Below are 17,031 nucleotides of genomic sequence, written 5' to 3' on the forward strand. Positions count from 1 at the left end.
AGCGAATTTTGCCGTCTGTCAGCTAGCCTTCGTTCAACAAAGCCGGGCAAACCGGCGGGGGACAGGCAGGGAAACAATGACGGGCAAGGCGCAAGGGGGCCGCGCGACGCGGCGACGCGGGGTTGGTTTGGCGATCCGCACGGCGGCGGTGATGATCGTCCTGCTCTTCGGGGCCGCCAATTATCTCGTGCTCGACTATGCGATCGAGCGGGCCGACAGCTTCGTCGCCGAGACGGAACGCACGCTGGTGCGCAACGAGTTCAGCCACCAGATCGACCAGGTGGTGCAGTACCAGAGCCAGATTTCCTTCTGGGACAAGACCTTCGACGAACTGAAGGACGGCATGCCGGGCGATGCCTTCGTGCGCGACCAGATCCGCGACTGGATGTGGGCCGACTTCGGGTTCTCCTGGATGATCTTCACCACGCCGGGCGGCGAGAAGGTGCTCGGCGTCCATCGCGGCGACAAGGTCTCCGAACGCAAGGCACGCGAGAAGCTGCACTGGGTGAGCGACCTCACGCTGAAGGCGGAGCGGGCCTACCGGGAGGCACTGTCGCCCGATCGCGGCGGCTGGCAGGTCGAGGGCGCCAAGGAGGATCCCGACCTCCTGACGCCGGCGCTGCCGCAAATCCACGTCTCCGGCATGCGCCTCATCGACCGGGTCATGAGCATCGTCGTCGTGCAGGCGGTCATTCCGAAGTCGCTTTACATTCCCGCAAGCCGGATGCAGCCGACGCTGCTGATCACGGTCAAGCCCGTCTCGCAGAAGATGCTTCTGAACACCGAGCGGCGGCTCGGCGTGCACGATCTCGGCTTCACGCCCATCGTGACGCAGGAGCCGGGGCTGGTGATGACGCCGGTCGGCGCCGACACCTATAATCCGATGGTCGCCTCCTGGCGGCCGAATATGCCCGGCACCTTCGTGTGGAAATCGGCGCTGCCGCAGATCGCGATGTTCGTGCTGGTCTTTGCCGGCGTCATGCTCTTCGTCACGCTGCGCTTTTCCGCGCTCGTCAAGGCGCTGCAGCGCAGCGAGGCGCAGAACGCCTTCCTCGCGCGGCACGATCCGCTGACGGGGCTGAAGAACCGCAGCGGCTTCGACGAGGAGGTGCGCCGCGCGATCCGCAAGGGCGAGAGCCGGCCCTTCTCGATCCTCGCGCTCGACCTCGACCGGTTCAAGGCCGTCAACGACCGGTACGGCCATGCGGCGGGCGATGCGGTGCTGCAGACCGTCGCCCGGCGCTTTTCCGAGCGCATCGGCACGCTCGGCTCGGTGGTGCGCCTCGGTGGCGACGAGTTTTCCGTGCTGCTCACCGGCGCCTTCAGCCGGGAGGCGCTCCTCGATCTCGCCGAAAGCCTCGTGCGGGATGCGCAGACGCCGATCGCGCATGACGGGCAGCTTCTGGCGATCGGCGGCAGCGCCGGCATCGCCCAGTTCCCCGACCACGGCGGCAGCCTGCATGACGTGATGGTGATGGCGGATGCCGCGCTCTATGCGGCCAAGAATGGCGGGCGCAATCGCGCCGTGCATGCGGGCGATATGGGCCGCGATGCGGTTGCCGAGGCCGGCACGGCGCGCGCGGCTTGAGGCCGCTTGTGCTGAAGCTCCCTAGCGCCTTGTTTCCACAGGTTTTCTGGTCAGGGGTGTCTCACATTGCGGCTGACCTTCGGCAAGGGCAATCGGGCCGGTTCGCTTCGGCCTCCAGAAATGAGTTGAGAAACAGTTGGATAGAGGCTTTGCTTGCTGAGTGAGTCAGGTGCCGGTCGGCTTCTTGCGGTTCGCCGGGAAGCGCCGGCCGGTTTGCAAGGGAGGCATGGCATGAGCGAGGGTGCGCGGCTGGACGGCAAGATCGCCGTCGTCACGGGAGGAACGCAGGGACTGGGCGCGACGATCGCCCGGCTCTTTGCCGAGCGGGGCGCGGCGGGCCTCGTCATCTGCGGGCGCAATGCCGCCAAGGGCGAGGCGAAGGCGAAGGAGATCTCCGGCGCGACGGGTGTGGCGACGCTCTATGTGAAGGCCGACCTCGGCGCGGTCGAGGATGCGCGCGCGGTCATTGCCGCCTGCGACGAGGCCTTCGGCCGCGTGGATGCGCTGGTCAATGCCGCCGCCATCACAGACCGCGGCACGATCCTCGATACGAGCCCCGAGCTCTTCGACCGCATGTTCGCGGTCAATGTGCGAGCGCCGTTCTTCCTGATGCAGGAGGCGATCAAGGTGATGCGGCGCGAGAAGACCGAGGGCACCATCGTCAATATCGGCTCGATGTCGGCCAAGGCCGGCCAGCCTTTCATTTCCGCCTATTGCGCCTCCAAGGGCGCGCTGGAGACGCTGACCAAGAACACGGCCTATGCCGTGCTGCGCAACCGCATCCGTGTCAACGGCCTCAATATCGGCTGGATGGCCTCGGAGGGCGAGGACCGCATCCAGCGCGAATTCCACGGCGCGGCCGACGACTGGCTGGCCAAGGCCGCGGCAAGCCAGCCCTTCGGGCGGCTCGTCGATCCGGCCGAGGTGGCGCGGGCCTGCGCCTATCTCTCCTCGCCGGAATCCGGTCTGATGACCGGCTCGGTGATTTGCTTCGACCAGTCGGTCTGGGGCGCCTATGACGGCTCGCCCCATCCGGAGGCCCCGCTCTGAGGCGCAGACGCGGCGACGTGTGGCGCGGACGGGCTTGATCGCGCCCGCGCGTCGTGCGCATATCCTTCGCGTCAGGTGCCCGCTCCGGCGGGAGAATCGGGAATCCGGTGCGGGCGGAAGGCCCAGGTCCGGAACGTGCCCAACGCTGTGACGGGGATGGTCTGCGCCATGAAAGCTTGAATCGATTCAAGCTTTTGCCACTGGTTGTTCAACCGGGAAGGCAGGCGTCGGCCGCGTGACCCGAAGTCAGAAGACCGGCCTGGCACGATAGACCGAACCGCGCGGACGGCGGCAGGTCGTGACGCATTGTTGGGGAGATGACGATGCGAAGCGAACCCTTGGACCCTCTGGTCCGGGCGGGCGCCTTTTCCCGCGAGGAAAGGCAGGCCGTCTACCGTGCCATCGAAACGCGCCGCGACGTGCGCGACCAGTTCCTGCCCGATCCGCTGCCGGACGATCTCGTCGGCCGCCTGCTGCAGGCCGCCCACAACGCCCCGTCCGTCGGCTTCATGCAGCCGTGGAACTTCCTTCTGGTGCGTGGCGCTGAGACACGGCGGGCGGTGCATGCGGCCTTCCTGAAGGCCAATGGCGAGGCGGCGGCGATGTTCCAAGGGGAGCGGCAGGCGCAGTATCGCGCGCTGAAGCTCGAGGGCATCCTGAAGGCGCCGCTGTCGATCTGCGTCACCTGCGATCCGACCCGCGGCGGCGGCGTGGTGCTCGGCCGCACGCACAATCCGCGCATGGATGTCTATTCCACCGTCTGCGCCGTGCAGAACCTGTGGCTGGCGGCGCGGGCGGAAGGCGTGGGCGTCGGCTGGGTCAGCATCTTCCACGACAGCGACATCCGTTCGATCCTCGGCATCCCCGCCCATGTCGAGATCGTCGCCTGGCTCTGCGTCGGCTTCGTCGACCGGCTCTATGGCGAGCCGGAACTGGCGGTGAAGGGATGGCGGCAGCGCCTGCCGCTGGAAGAGCTGGTGTTCGAGGAGCGCTGGCCGGGGGAGGGCGTCAGTTGACGCCGGCATCCACCGGGCGGCCGAGGTCGATGGCGGATTCGTTGGCCGGCAGGAAGACCGGGCCGACCGTGCGCACCTTGCTGTTCGCCGGGTCGTAGTCGCGTTCCTCGACCTTCGCCGGCACCTTGACCGGGGTTTCCACCTTCTTGGGCAGGGTGCGGATGGTGGTGATCGAGCCGGTCTCCGCCTCGTCTCCCGCGCCGGCGCGGGCCGTCTCGCCCTCGCCCTTCAGCGCTTTCTCGCGCTTGATCATCTCCTGGTAATAGGCAGAAAGATTGCAGCCGCAGGTGCCGGGCTTGGAGAGGTCGCGCGTGCGGTAGGAGAAGGCGTTCGGCATCTCGTAATAGGGCCGGCCGGTGACGGTGGAGGTCATCTGCTCGGTTTCCTGGCCGCTGGTCATCGACTGGTAGAACAATTCCGTCTCGGTCTGCGGGCACATCATCGCGCAGACCTTCTGGTCACGCCGGAAGTCGAGCGGCGTCGCGCCGGAGGAGATCGGGAAGAAACCGCCGTCGCAGGTGCGCACGCAGACGGTGCGCAGGTTGCCATGGCCGTTGCTGCCGCCTTGCGTGCGCAGCTGCAGGCGCTCGCTGCCTTCCGGGGCGGTGCCGAGCGGCAGGGTGCGCCTGTCGTCGAGCGTGCGCAGCGTTTCCGTCGCCGCGACCGGCATGACCCTTGCCTCGTCGCCGCAGCCATTGCTTTCCAGGAGGGCGGTGAGGCGGTTGCGCTTGCCCTGCGAGGACGTACCGCCGGCAAATTCGCGGCGCTTCTTGTCGAGGATTTCGAGGTTGCGCACCATCTTGCCGATGACCGTCGCGAGCGTGCCGCAGGCCTCCGCATTCGCGCCGCCGATGACGATGATGCTGCCGCTCGAGCAGCCGAGACGGCGCTGGTCGCTCCTGGCCTTGCGCAGCTGGATGTTCTGGCGGGCGATGGCGCCGGCATATTTGCGGGCGCTTGCGGTGTCGACCACCACCTTGGGCAGGTTGGCAAGCTCCGCCTGAAGCCGCTCGCACACGCCCGCCGCCGCCGTGCCGCCCGAAAAGGCGAGCGTCAGCCCGGTCGCAATGGCAAGGAGGAGGCGGACAGACCCTTTCAAATCATCGATCCCGTGAATGTGGATGGGCCGCGATCGGCCGCACGTACGACCCTATCATAGGCCGTGGCGGGGGAAGCGCAACGCGCTCCCGGATTTGTGATTAACGCCGGTCATAAAATATGAGTTGCGTATTCATCTTTTTGGTCGTGCCCCGCAATTGATCTCCCCTGGGCCTTGGTGTAGCACTCTCGTCAAACTCAACAGCCGGTCTGCGCCCTTGCCGCGCAACCGCCCCTGGCGGAAACCGGCCCTTGCAGGCAGGTCATCATGCGCATTTCGTCCATCTTGCTCAGCCCCTGGTACGCGCTCCAGCTCGCGTCCGGCGCAAAATCCTTCGCGGACAATCCCATCATCGGCAGCAAATGGCTGAACCGGAAGGGCCTGCACGAAAAGCGCGTCTCGCTCGCCATGCGCATGGCCGCCTGGCGCCGCAGGAAGCTGGAGAACCTCGTCGCCCCGGAATACCGCCGGCAATATGCCGAGAACGGGTTCGTGAAGATCGAGAACTTCCTGTCGCCGGAGGTCTTCGAGGCGGTCATCCGCGAGATCGCCGAGCGGGATTTCGAGCGCTACGACATGTTGCAGGGCGATACCGTCACGCGCCGCGCGATCATCGACGACAGCGACCTCGAAAGCCTGCCGGGCTTCAAGGCGGCGCGCAACGACCCGCGCATCACAAACCTCCTGCGCTACGTCTCGTCCCATGCCGGCCAGCCGCTGCTCGTCGTGCAGGTGGTGATGGCGCTGCCGTCCGTCGTCACGCAGGGCTCGACCGATCCGCAGACCGCGCTGCACAGCGACACGTTCCAGCCGACGGCCAAGGCATGGCTCTTCCTGCGCGATGTCGGCGAGGAGGACGGTCCGTTCGCCTATGTGCCGGGCTCGCACGAGATGACACCGCAGCGCCTCGCCTGGGAGCGCCGCATCAGCGAGAATGCCGATGCGATCGAGAACAAGTATTCCGCGCGCGGCTCGCTGCGCATCATGCCGGACGAGCTGACGGCGCTGGGTTATGGCCAGCCAGTCAAGATGACGGTGAAGGCGAACACCCTGGTCGTCGCCGACACGCACGGCTTCCATGCCCGCAGCCCGAGCTACAAGACGACGACGCGCATCGAGATCTACGGCTCGCTGCGCCGCAACCCCTTCCTGCCGTTCACCGGCCTGCACATCGCTTCGCTGCCCTTCATCGCCTCCGGCATGAACCGGCTGATCATCTCCGCCATGGGTTTTCGCGCAAAGCTCGGCCTCAAGGGCTCGCCCTGGAAGGATGCCGGCCAGGGCAAGGCCGATGAGTGGTCGAAGCGGCTGAAGCAGCCCTCGGCCTGAGCCTCGAGACCGGACGACCCGGCCGCCGCCCTTGCAACGCGGCCGGTTCGTCCCTAGATTTCCGGCAACGCAATGCCGACCGGATGGTGCACCATGGATTTCAACCCGACCGCAAACCGACTTCGTTTTGTCCTCGGGGAAATCCGTATCCATGCCGCATTCCATCACCCTCTCGAAAATCCGGTGGTCCACGCCTGACGGCCACGCCCTCCTTTCCGATCTCGACCTGACCTTCGGCGCCGAGCGCGCCGGCCTCATCGGCCGCAACGGCGTCGGCAAGACGACGCTGCTGAAGCTCGTGACCGGCGCGCTGGTGCCGCAGGCCGGCAGCGTCACCGTGAACGGCACGCTCGGGCTCCTGCGCCAGAGCGTGCAGGTCAGCCCGCAGGAAACCGTCGCCAGCCTGTTCGGCATCGCCGGGGCGCTCGACCTGCTTTCCCGCGCCGCGCGCGGGGAGGCGGATGCCGACGCCCTTGCCGATGCGGACTGGACGCTGGAGGCGCGGCTTGCCGCCGCACTTGCCCGCGTCGGGCTGGAGGCGGAGCCGCAGACGCCGCTTGCCGCCCTTTCCGGCGGACAGCGCACCCGTGCGGCGCTCGCCGCCCTCATCTTCCGCGAGCCCGACTTCCTGCTGCTTGACGAGCCGACGAACAATCTCGACCGCGACGGGCGGCAGGCGGTCATCGATCTCCTTGCCGGCTGGCGGGCGGGGGCGATCGTCGTCAGCCACGACCGCGCGCTGCTGGAGACCATGGATGCCATCGTCGAGCTGACGACACTCGGCGCGACCCGCTATGGCGGCAACTGGAGCGCCTATCGAGAACGCAAGGCGCTGGAGCTTGCCGCCGCCCATCGCGACCTTGCGGATGCGGAAAAGCACGCCGCCGAGGTGGCGCGCACCATGCAGGTCGTCGCCGAGCGCAAGGCGCGCAAGGACCGCGCCGGCCGCCGCAAGAGGGCGCGCGGCGACATTCCGCGCATCATGCTGGGCGCCATGAAGGAGCGCAGCGAGCTGACGGGCGGCGCCAATGCGCGGCTGGCGGAAAACCGGCAGGCGCAGGCGGGCGAGGCGGTGGCGGCGGCGCGCGAGCGCATCGAGATCCTCCAGCCGCTGACCGTCGCCGTGCCGCCGACGCATCTTTCCGCCGGCAGGACGGTGCTCCGGATGGACGGCGTCACCGCCGGCTACCGGGCGGATCACCCGGTCATCCGCGACCTGTCCTTCACCATGACCGGGCCGGAGCGGGTGGCCGTGACGGGGCCGAACGGGGCGGGCAAGACGACCTTTCTGGCGCTCGTCACCGGCGCGCTTGACCCCTGGCAGGGCAGCGTGCGCCTCCTTGCGGACGCCGCCATGCTCGACCAGAAGGTGAGCCTGCTCGATCCGGCCCTGTCGATCCGCGACAACTTTCGCCGGATCAATCCCGAGGCCGGCGAGAATGCCTGTCGGGCGGCGCTGGCGCGGTTCATGTTCCGCGCGGATGCCGCCCTGCAGGCCACCGGCAGCCTTTCGGGCGGGCAGCTGCTGCGCGCCGGCCTTGCTTGCGTCCTCGGCGGCGACAGGCCGCCGGCGCTGCTGATCCTCGACGAGCCGACGAACCATCTGGACATCGATTCGATCGAGGCGGTGGAGGCGGGGCTGCGGGCCTATGACGGCGCGCTCCTCGTCGTCAGCCACGACGAGGCGTTTCTTGCGGCGATCGGCATGACGCGCCGGCTGGCGCTTTCGGCGATATGAGATGATGCCGGGCCGCCGCCCATTCCTCCGTCAGGTCGGTTCTCACCCGGCCATCCACGCCGCACCCGGAGCGTGGATCCTCGGGGCAAGCCCGAGGATGACGAAGGCGTGCGGGGGAAGGCCTTGCAGTCCTCAACCCGGTCTCGAGTCGCGTTCCGCCTAGCTCCGGCCGAAACGCGCAATGACCTCGGCAAGCGGCACGTGGCCCTTGAAGGCGCCTGAGCCGGCTGGTGTCTCGCCGCTTTCCACTGCGGTGGCGAACGCGACGGCGGGGTCGGCCTCCAGCCGGCCGCGGATGGCCGCGATGCGGGGCCAGCGGCTTGCCGGCGCGACCGCGTGGTAATCGAGCCACCGGGCGACGCCGATGAGCACGCCGTCCGCAAGCGTCGGGCGGTCGCCGACAAGGTAGGGCGTGTCGCCGAGCATCGCCTCCAGCTTGTCGTGCCGCTCGATGACGCCCTCGTGGCCCCAGCGGCGGAGCGACTCCTCCAGCACCGGGTCCGGCGTCTCCAGTTCGAGCGCCGCCCAGAGCGGGCTGAAGGCACCGGTGAATCCGGTGTTGAGATAGGCCATCAGCTGGACCATGCGGTCGGCCTCCGGCGTTGCGGGATCGAAGCTGATGCGCCGTTCGGTGTCGCGCGCGGCGATCCAGTGGGCGATGGCCATGGTCTCGGTGATCACCCGGCCGTCATCGGTGACGAGGGCCGGCGTTTCGTGCCGGGCGTTGAGGCGGGCATAGGACGGGTCGCGCATTTCGCCCAGCATGTCGACGCGGCAGAGGCGGTAGGGTTTTCCCAGCCATTCCAGCGCGGCGACGAGGCCCATGGAGCTTCCGGCGGGGAAGCCGTAGACGAGGATCGGTTCCAATGTTCTTCTCCGTGATTTCTGTTGACCACGCTGCGCAGCGACACTGGACCTAAGCCTTGCCTGCCCCCATGTAAATTACGCACATTTTTGTCACCATGCCGGAGCCCGCCATGAAGGATCTCGTTTCCCGCTGCCCGATCGAGGAGGTCATGCAGGTGCTGAGCGGCCGCTGGCCGACCCTGCTGATCTACTACCTGAAGGACGGCACGAAGCGCTTCAGCGACCTCAGGCGCGACAACCCGACCGTCTCGCACCGCATCCTGACGCTGGAACTGCGCAAGCTGGAAAAGGCGGGCATCGTGCGGCGGACGGTCTTCGACGGCTATCCGCTGCGGGTCGAATACGACCTCACGCCATCCGGCCTGACGCTGCTGCCGCTGGTCGACGCGCTCGGCGACTGGTGGGAGGCGCGGGATGCCGGGCGCCCGGCGCCGCAAACGAAAACGGCCGCCGAGGCGGCGACCGTTTCGTAAGGCTGGAGCATTTCCGCTTTTCTTCGAATCGCGAAAACGATCTATCTGTTTGTTTTTACGCAATTCCGGACGCAAAACCGCTACGCACTTCTGCTGGAATTGCTCTAGATCGGTCAGGCCGGGTTGGAGGCTTCCACCACGGCAAGCGCGGCCATGTTCACCACGCCGCGCGAGGTGACCGACGGCGAGAGGATATGGGCGGGCATGGCGGCGCCGAGCAGGATCGGGCCGACGTGCAGGCTGTCCGTCATGGTCTTGACCACGCCGAGCGTGATGTTGGCGGCGTCGAGATTGGGGAAGACCAGGAGGTTGGCTTCGCCGGACAGCGTCGAATTCGGCATGACGCGCTGGCGCAGGGCCTCGGAGATCGCGGCGTCTCCGTGCATCTCGCCGTCCGCCTCGAGCGTCGGGTCCATCTCGTGCACCATCTCCATGGCGCGGCGCATCTTGAAGGCGCTGTCGGAATCGCGCGAGCCGAAGTTCGAATGGGAGACGAGGGCGGCGCGCGGCGTGATGCCGAAGCGGCGGATTTCCTGCGCGGCCATCACCGTCATCTGCGCCACTTCCTCGGCCGTCGGGTCGAAGGTGACATAGGTGTCGGTGAAGAAGGTGGCGCCGCGCTGCGAGATCAGCAGGCTGAGCCCGGAGAAGTCGAGCACGCCCTCCTTCTTGCCGATGATCTGGCTGACGTCGCGCAGGTGCTTGGCATAACGCCCCTCGACGCCGCAGATCAGCGCATCGGCCTCGCCACGCTTGAGGGCCAGCGCGCCGATGACCGTCTGGTTGGTGCGCACGATGGTGCGCGCGGCTTCCGGGATGACGCCGCGGCGGCCGACGATGCGGAAATAGTCGTCCACATAGTCGCGGTAGCGCGGATCGTCCTCGGGGTTAACGACCTCGAAGTCGGTCTGCGGGCGGATGCGCAGGCCGTAGCGCTTGAGGCGCGTCTCGATGATCTGCGGGCGGCCGATGAGGATCGGCTTGGCGATGTCCTCCTCCAGCAGCACCTGGGCGGCGCGCAGCACGCGCTCGTCCTCGCCTTCGGCGAAGATCACGCGCTTGCGGGCAGCGTTCTTCGCGGCGGCGAAGATCGGCTTCATGATGAAGCCCGAACGCCAGACGAAGCGGTTGAGCTGGTCGAGATAGGCGTCGAAATCGGTGATCGGGCGCATCGCCACGCCGGTTTCGGCCGCCGCGCGCGCGACGGCCGGCGCGATGCGCAGGATGAGGCGCTGGTCGAAGGGCGAGGGGATGAGGTAGTTCGGGCCGAAGCTCGGCGTATCGCCGGAATAGGCGCGGGCGGCGACGTCGGACACTTCCTCGCGGGCGAGGGAGGCGATGGCGCGCACGGCGGCCATCTTCATCTCCTCGTTGATCGTGCGCGCGCCGCAATCGAGCGCGCCGCGGAAGATGTAGGGGAAGCAGAGGACGTTGTTGACCTGGTTGGGGAAGTCCGAGCGGCCGGTGCAGATCATCGCGTCCGGGCGAGCGGCGCGCGCCTCCTCGGGCATGATCTCCGGCGTCGGGTTGGCGAGCGCCATGATCAGCGGCTTCTCCGCCATGCGGGCGAGCAGTTCCGGCTTCAGGACGCCGGCGGCCGAAAGGCCGAGGAAGACGTCGGCGCCGTCGATGGTCTCGGAGAGCTGGCGCTTGTCCGTCTCCTGCGCATAGACGCTCTTCCACTGGTCCATCAGGGCCTCGCGGCCCTTGTAGACGAGGCCCTCGATGTCGTGCACCCAGATGTTCTCGACCTTCGCGCCGAGCGAGACGAGCTGGTTGAGACAGGCAAGCGCGGCCGCGCCCGCGCCCGAGGCGACGATCTTGGCGTCGGAAAGCGCCTTGCCGGCGAGCTCCAGGCCGTTGAGGACCGCGGCGGCGACGATGATCGCCGTGCCGTGCTGGTCGTCGTGGAAGACGGGGATGTCCATCTTCTCGCGCAGCTGGCGCTCCACCTCGAAACATTCCGGCGCCTTGATGTCTTCCAGGTTGATGCCGCCGAAGGTCGGCTCCAGCGCGGAGACGACATTGACCATCTCGTCCACGGTCGGGGCGTCGATCTCGATGTCGAAGACGTCGATGCCGGCGAACTTCTTGAAGAGCACCGCCTTGCCTTCCATCACGGGCTTGGAGGCGAGCGGGCCGATATTGCCGAGGCCGAGCACGGCCGTGCCGTTGGAGACGACGGCGACGAGGTTGGCGCGCGCCGTGTAGTCGGCGGCCGTGTTGGCGTCGTCGCGGATGGCGAGGCAGGGCGCGGCGACGCCGGGCGAATAGGCGAGCGCCAGGTCGCGCTGGTTGCCGAGCGGCTTGGTCGGGTTGATCTCGAGCTTGCCGGGGCGGGGGTGACGGTGGAAGAAGAGGGCCTGCTGGTCGATGTCGCCGCTTGCCGGACCGTCCTGCGTCCGCGATTTGTCACCCGTGCTCATGATGCTCCCTGCCATATGCTGTTTTCGTTGCGGCCCTTCTTTGCACGAAACCGCCGCGACGTGAGGTTTTCCGAGTCTTCCATAAAGCCGCAATCAGCGGTCTGTGCAATGCCTATTTGCCATCGAAAAAGGCATAGGTGTGTCATCAATCTGAAACAGGAGTCTGGTTTTCAACGGGGTGAAAGCCGCCCCTTACGACGACCACCGCGGCGGCCGGCCACCCGGAGACAGACGCATGACCGCGACCCTCGCCGACCCGAATGTCCGCCATTTCCGCACGTTGTTCATCTCGGACGTGCATCTGGGATCGAAGGCGGCCAAGGCGGACTTCCTGATCGACTTCCTGCGGCATCACGAAGCCGAGACGATCGTGCTCGTCGGCGACATCGTCGACGGCTGGCGCCTGAAGCGCAACTGGTACTGGCCGCAGGCCTTCAACGACGTCACGCAGAAGCTTCTGCGCAAGGCGCGCAAGGGCACGCGCATCATCTACATTCCCGGCAACCACGACGAGTTCCTGCGCGACTTCCCGGGCACCCATTTCGGCGGCGTGGAAGTGGCCGACCGCATCATCCACGAGGCTGCCGACGGCAAGCGCTACCTCGTGCTGCATGGCGACGAGTTCGACGTCGTCGTGCGCCATGCCCGCGTCGTCGCCTATCTCGGCGACTGGGCCTATGACGCGGCCATCGCCATCAACGTCGTCTTCGCCGCCATCCGCCGCCGGCTCGGCCTGCCGTACTGGTCCTTCTCCTCCTGGGCCAAGCAGCAGGTGAAGACGGCGGTGAACTTCATCGGCGAGTTCCAGAAGGTGGTGGTCGAGGAGGCGCGGCGCCACGATGCCGACGGCGTGATCTGCGGCCACATCCACCACGCCGTCATCATCGAGATCGACGGCATCCGCTACATCAACAGCGGCGACTGGGTGGAGAGCTGCACGGCGATCGCCGAGCATCACGACGGCGAGATGGAGCTGATCACCTGGCAGATGCTCGCATCGAGCCCTGCCGAGGTGGTTCCGGTCTCGCGCCGGATGCTGGCGATCGAAGCCCGGGAGCCGGAGGCGGCGTAAGCCGGCTTTCACCTGTTCGGCCTTCCGGCCCGCGGGCAGAAATAGCGCATTGGCGTACGTACGTCGGCATGCTAGAGCCGGGGCGTTCCAACGCAGGTTCCCCGCCAATGAATGCCCCCTCCGGGTTTACCGTGACCGCCGGCGCGCCGCCGTTCTTCGCCGCGCGCATCGCTCTCGTCTTCTGCGCGCCGATGATGGTCAACGGCATTGCGCTGCCGTTCTTCCCGGTCTGGCTGGAAACGCTGTCGATGAGCGATTTCCAGATCGGCATCGTCCTTGCCGTGCCGATGTTCGTGCGCGTCTTCACCGCGCCGGTGGCCGGCATCATCGCGGACCGGATCGGCGAGCGTTCGATCGTGCTGCTCTGGTCGGCGCTGCTGTCGCTTTCGACGGCGCTCGCGCTCTTTGCGACCGGGTCCTTCTGGCCGGTGCTGCTGCTCTACACGCTGCAGGGCGCGGTCTATTCGCCCTATGTGCCTATCACCGAGGCGATCATGCTCTCGGGCGTGCGGCGCTGGAATTTCGATTACGGCAAGATGCGCCTGTGGGGCTCGCTCGCCTTCATCGTCGCGACGATGATCGGCGGCTGGCTTGCCGGTCTCTACGGGGGTGCCATGGTGCTGCCGGCGATGGCGGTGGCCTTCGTGCTGACGGTGCTCGGCGCGGTGATCGCCCCCAGGATCGGCAAGCCGCGCCGCCCGTCGCCGATCGCCGCGATCGCCACCATGCCGACGAAGAGCACGCTGCGGCAGGCGGATGTGCAACTCATGCTGATCGGCGTCTCGCTCGTCAATGCGAGCCACGCCATGCTGTTCGCCTTCTCGGCGATCTACTGGCAGAAGATGGGTTTCAGCGGCGTGGACGTCGGCATCCTGTGGAGCGCCGGCGTGCTTGCCGAGGTGGTCTTCTTCCTCTTCGCCGTCCAGTTGCGGCGGCGCTTCAATCTCTGGTCCATGATGACGGTCGGCTGTGCCGTGGCGGTCGGCCGCTGGATCCTCTTCCCGATGGAGATGTCCTTTTCCGGCTATTTCGCGCTGCAATGTCTGCACGCCTTCACCTATGCGCTCATCCACATGAGCGCGCAGAGCCGGCTGGTGGAGCGCGTGGCGGAGGAGCAGGAAGCGGCGGCGCAGGGGCTCTATTTCTTCTATACCGGCGTCTTCACGGCGCTCGCCACCTTCGTTTCGGGCTATGCCTTCAGCTGGTACGGCGTTCACGGCTTCTACCTGATGTCGTTCGTCGCCGCGGCCGGCCTCGTCTCGGTCGTCGCCGGCCGCATCGTCGCGCCGCGCGCTCAGCCCCAGAGCGCGGCATCCGGCGGATAGACGGTCGAGCCCTCGTAGGTGAGGCCCGGCTCCCGGTCGCGGGCGAGCAAAAGCGGGCCGTCGAGATCGACGAAATCGGCGCCCTGCGCCAGCAGAACGGCCGGCGCCATGCCGAGCGACGTGCCGACCATGCAGCCCACCATGATCTTCAGCCCGTTCTCCTTCGCCGCCTCGCGCAGCGCCAGCGCCTCCGTCAGTCCGCCGGCCTTGTCGAGCTTGATGTTGATGGCGTCGTAGCGGTCGGCAAGTTCCCGGACGTCCTGCGCCTGGTGCACGCTCTCGTCGGCACACACTGGGACGGGGCGGGCCGCGCCCCGCAGCGCCGAATCGTTGCCCGCCGGAAGCGGCTGCTCGACGAGGGCGATGCGCGCCTCGGCACAGATGGCGAAGTGACGGGCGAGGTTTTCCAGGGTCCAACCCTCGTTGGCATCGAGGATGATGGCGCTTTCCGGCGCACCGGCGCGCACCGCGCGGATGCGGGCGGCGTCGTCCGCCGTGCCGACCTTGACCTTGAGCAGGGGGCGGGCGGCCTCCTGCGCCGCCTGCCGCTGCATCGCCTCGGGCTCGCCGAGGGAGAGCGTGTAGGCGGTGATGAGCTCCCGCGGCGGCGCGGCGTTGATCACCTGTGAGGTCGGCACGCCGGAAAGCTTCGCTTCGAGGTCCCACAGCGCGCAGTCGATGGCGTTGCGCGCCGCGCCCGCGGGCATGATCCGCGCCAGTTCCTCGCGGCCCATGCCGTCCTCCACGGCGCCGCGCATGTCCTCGATGGCGGCAAGCACGCCGGCGACCGATTCGCCGTAGCGCGCATAGGGAACGCACTCGCCGCGCCCGGAAAGGCCGGAACCGCCGATCGTGCAGGTCACCACCTCCGCCGTCGTCTTGGCGCCGCGGGAAATGGTGAAAGTGCCGGCAATCGGGAAGCTTTCGGTGGTGGCAAGCAATGTGCGGCGCATGGGAGTGATCCTGGCAGGCTTGAAAAAATCGAGGCGGGAAGGCCGCTTTTGCGGGTTCGTTCGGTGACAGACGGGCGGCGAGCCGGTAAGACAGGCGCATGTTGGCCCAAGCACGGGAAGATGCAAGAGACTTGACCGGCGCCCGTTCCCCCCTCGACATCGCGATCGAAACGCTGCCCGGCAAGGACGGGGAGGTCTGGCGCCTTTCCGGCGAATGGGTGAACACGACCGCGGTTGCCGCGAGCAAGCGGCTTGCGGATATCGGCCGCGGGCAGGGCGGCGCGCTGGAAATCGACCTCGGCGGCGTCGCGGCCATGGATACGGCCGGCGCCTGGCTGCTGCGCCGGGCCATCACCGAGCGGCAGGGCGAGGGCGGCGCGGTGAGTTTCACCGACCGCGAGGGGACGCACTATGCCGACCTGATTTCGGCATTGCCGGAAAAGCTTGCCGAGCCGCGCGACGAGAGCGGCGGGAAAGGCACGCTGTTCGAGCGCGTCTTCGAGCCGATCGGCCGCAACGTGATGGAGATCTGGGACGATGCGGTCGCCGCCATGTTCATCCTCGGCTCGGCGGTGCGCGGCGCGCAACTGAAGCTCGGGCGGCGCAGCGGCGTGTCGCCCTCGGCGATCGTGCACCAGATCGACCATATGGGCGTGCGCGCCGTGCCGATCATCCTCCTGATGTCCTTCCTCATCGGCGCGATCATCGCCCAGCAGGGCGCCTTCCAGCTGCGCTATTTCGGCGCGGAAGTCTTCGTCGTCGATCTCGTCGGCATTCTCCAGCTGCGCGAGGTCGGCGTGCTGCTCACCGCCATCATGATCGCCGGCCGCTCGGGCAGCGCGATCACGGCCGAGATCGGCTCGATGAAGATGCGCGAGGAGATCGACGCGCTGAAGGTCATGGGCCTCAGCCCGGTCGGCGTCCTCGTCTTCCCGCGGCTCGTGGCGCTGACCGTCGCGCTGCCGCTCCTCACCATCATCGCCAACTTCGCGGCCCTCGGCGGCGCAGCCTTCGTCGCCTGGTCCTATTCCGGCATCACCTTCGACACGTTCCTGTCGCGCCTTCGCGAGGCGATCGACCTGTCTACCGTGGTGTCCGGCATGATCAAGGCGCCGTTCATGGCGCTGATCATCGGCATCGTCGCCTCGGTCGAGGGGCTGAAGGTGGGCGGCAGCGCCGAATCGCTCGGTCGCCACGTCACCGCCGCCGTGGTGAAGTCCATCTTCGTCGTCATCCTCGTCGACGGCCTCTTCGCCATGTTCTACGCCGCGATCGATTTCTGAGGACATCCATGGAGCAGGTTTCGGCAAAGACGGACGACGTGATGCTCTCGGTCAAGGACCTGACCGTCGGCTTCGGCAGCAACATCGTGCTCGACAAGCTCAATCTCGACATCTACCGCGGCGAGATCCTCGGCTTTGTCGGCGCCTCCGGCACCGGCAAGTCGGTGCTGATGCGCACGGTGCTGCGCCTGCTGCGCCGCCGCTCCGGTACGATCCGCATCTTCGGCCTGGATTTCGACAAGGCGAGCGAGGAAGAGCGCCTGGCGCTCGACATGAAGCTCGGCGTGCTCTTCCAGCATGGTGCGCTCTTTTCCTCGCTGACGGTCAAGGAGAACATCCAGGTGCCGATGCGCGAATATCTCGACCTGCCGCAGGCGATGATGGACGAGCTGGCGCGGCTGAAGATCGAGCTGGTGGGCCTCGCCCCGGAGGCGGCGAACAAATATCCCTCCGAGCTCTCGGGTGGCATGATCAAACGCGCGGCGCTGGCCCGCGCGCTGGCGCTCGACCCGGCCCTCGTCTTCCTCGACGAGCCGACCTCGGGCCTCGACCCGATCGGCGCGGCGGAATTCGACGAGCTGATCGCCAAACTGCGCGACACCCTCGGATTGACCGTGTATATGGTGACTCACGACCTCGACAGCCTGTTTTCGGTTTGCGATCGCATCGCCGTCCTCGGGCAGAAGAAGGTCATGGTCGAAGGCACGATCGAGGACATGCTGGCCTTTGACGATCCCTGGGTGCAGTCCTATTTCCGGGGCAAGCGCGCGCGAGCGATCGTGCGGAAAACGTAAGGACGTGTCCGGGGCCGG

Annotated in this window: 14 protein-coding genes and 1 riboswitch; of the genes, 10 read left to right on the forward strand and 4 right to left on the reverse strand. The window is 67.3% G+C overall.

Annotated features, from left to right (window positions below):
* Nucleotides 1-127: 127 nt before the first annotated feature.
* The 3 genes from MUU56_RS23275 (at nt 128) to bluB (ending at nt 3,654) form a co-directional block, all read left to right on the forward strand.
* On the forward strand, nt 128-1,588 hold the full coding sequence (locus tag MUU56_RS23275; protein WP_244769644.1) for a sensor domain-containing diguanylate cyclase: 1,461 nt from the start codon (nt 128-130) through the stop codon (nt 1,586-1,588).
* Between the two features lie 231 nt (nt 1,589-1,819).
* The gene (locus MUU56_RS23280) at nt 1,820-2,638 is read left to right on the forward strand and encodes an SDR family oxidoreductase (RefSeq protein ID WP_244769645.1); all 819 of its coding nucleotides are present in this window, start codon (nt 1,820-1,822) and stop codon (nt 2,636-2,638) included.
* A gap of 56 nt (nt 2,639-2,694) precedes the next feature.
* Nucleotides 2,695-2,915, forward strand: a riboswitch (cobalamin riboswitch).
* Nucleotides 2,916-2,961: 46 nt separating this feature from the next.
* On the forward strand, nt 2,962-3,654 hold the full coding sequence (gene bluB / locus MUU56_RS23285; RefSeq protein ID WP_244769646.1) for a 5,6-dimethylbenzimidazole synthase: 693 nt from the start codon (nt 2,962-2,964) through the stop codon (nt 3,652-3,654).
* Here the strand turns inward: bluB and MUU56_RS23290 are convergent.
* Entirely contained in the window at nt 3,647-4,753 is a 1,107-nt protein-coding gene (locus MUU56_RS23290; protein WP_244769647.1) for a DUF2865 domain-containing protein, read from the reverse strand. The two genes, bluB and MUU56_RS23290, sit on opposite strands and share 8 nt — an antisense overlap.
* Nucleotides 4,754-5,020: 267 nt before the next feature.
* Between MUU56_RS23290 and MUU56_RS23295 the strand changes: the two genes are divergently transcribed.
* Together MUU56_RS23295 and MUU56_RS23300 are read left to right on the forward strand one after the other, a co-directional pair.
* Entirely contained in the window at nt 5,021-6,082 is a 1,062-nt protein-coding gene (locus MUU56_RS23295; RefSeq protein WP_244769648.1) for a phytanoyl-CoA dioxygenase family protein, read from the forward strand.
* 151 nt (nt 6,083-6,233) lie between these two features.
* Nucleotides 6,234-7,820: an ABC-F family ATP-binding cassette domain-containing protein gene (locus MUU56_RS23300; protein ID WP_244769649.1), complete on the forward strand. Its 1,587-nt coding sequence runs from the start codon at nt 6,234-6,236 to the stop codon at nt 7,818-7,820.
* Nucleotides 7,821-7,979: 159 nt separating this feature from the next.
* On the opposite strand, the gene MUU56_RS23305 is transcribed toward MUU56_RS23300, so the two are convergent.
* Nucleotides 7,980-8,687 carry a glutathione S-transferase family protein gene (locus MUU56_RS23305; protein ID WP_244769650.1) on the reverse strand — a complete coding sequence of 236 codons (708 nt, stop codon included), beginning with the start codon at nt 8,685-8,687 and terminating at the stop codon, nt 7,980-7,982.
* 110 nt (nt 8,688-8,797) lie between these two features.
* Here MUU56_RS23305 and MUU56_RS23310 point away from each other — a divergent pair, with 110 nt between their 5' ends.
* Nucleotides 8,798-9,160: a winged helix-turn-helix transcriptional regulator gene (locus MUU56_RS23310; RefSeq protein WP_244769651.1), complete on the forward strand. Its 363-nt coding sequence runs from the start codon at nt 8,798-8,800 to the stop codon at nt 9,158-9,160.
* 113 nt (nt 9,161-9,273) lie between these two features.
* On the opposite strand, the gene MUU56_RS23315 is transcribed toward MUU56_RS23310, so the two are convergent.
* A complete protein-coding gene (locus tag MUU56_RS23315; protein ID WP_244769652.1) occupies nt 9,274-11,586 on the reverse strand; it encodes an NADP-dependent malic enzyme in 2,313 nt (770 codons plus the stop codon).
* 235 nt (nt 11,587-11,821) lie between these two features.
* Between MUU56_RS23315 and MUU56_RS23320 the strand changes: the two genes are divergently transcribed.
* Nucleotides 11,822-12,658 carry a UDP-2,3-diacylglucosamine diphosphatase gene (locus MUU56_RS23320; RefSeq protein WP_244769653.1) on the forward strand — a complete coding sequence of 279 codons (837 nt, stop codon included), beginning with the start codon at nt 11,822-11,824 and terminating at the stop codon, nt 12,656-12,658.
* Nucleotides 12,659-12,765: 107 nt separating this feature from the next.
* On the forward strand, nt 12,766-13,983 hold the full coding sequence (locus tag MUU56_RS23325; RefSeq protein WP_244769654.1) for an MFS transporter: 1,218 nt from the start codon (nt 12,766-12,768) through the stop codon (nt 13,981-13,983).
* On the opposite strand, the gene dgcA is transcribed toward MUU56_RS23325, so the two are convergent.
* Nucleotides 13,953-14,936, reverse strand: a complete 984-nt coding sequence (gene dgcA, locus MUU56_RS23330; protein WP_244769655.1) for an N-acetyl-D-Glu racemase DgcA — start codon at nt 14,934-14,936, stop codon at nt 13,953-13,955. The two genes, MUU56_RS23325 and dgcA, sit on opposite strands and share 31 nt — an antisense overlap.
* Nucleotides 14,937-15,034: 98 nt before the next feature.
* Between dgcA and MUU56_RS23335 the strand changes: the two genes are divergently transcribed.
* A complete protein-coding gene (locus MUU56_RS23335) occupies nt 15,035-16,219 on the forward strand; it encodes an ABC transporter permease (protein ID WP_244769656.1) in 1,185 nt (394 codons plus the stop codon).
* 8 nt (nt 16,220-16,227) lie between these two features.
* Nucleotides 16,228-17,013, forward strand: a complete 786-nt coding sequence (locus tag MUU56_RS23340) for an ABC transporter ATP-binding protein (protein WP_244769657.1) — start codon at nt 16,228-16,230, stop codon at nt 17,011-17,013.
* Nucleotides 17,014-17,031: the final 18 nt, after the last annotated feature.

It is taken from the genome of Shinella yambaruensis, assembly GCF_022899355.1.
In the GTDB taxonomy this organism is placed as follows: domain Bacteria; phylum Pseudomonadota; class Alphaproteobacteria; order Rhizobiales; family Rhizobiaceae; genus Shinella; species Shinella yambaruensis.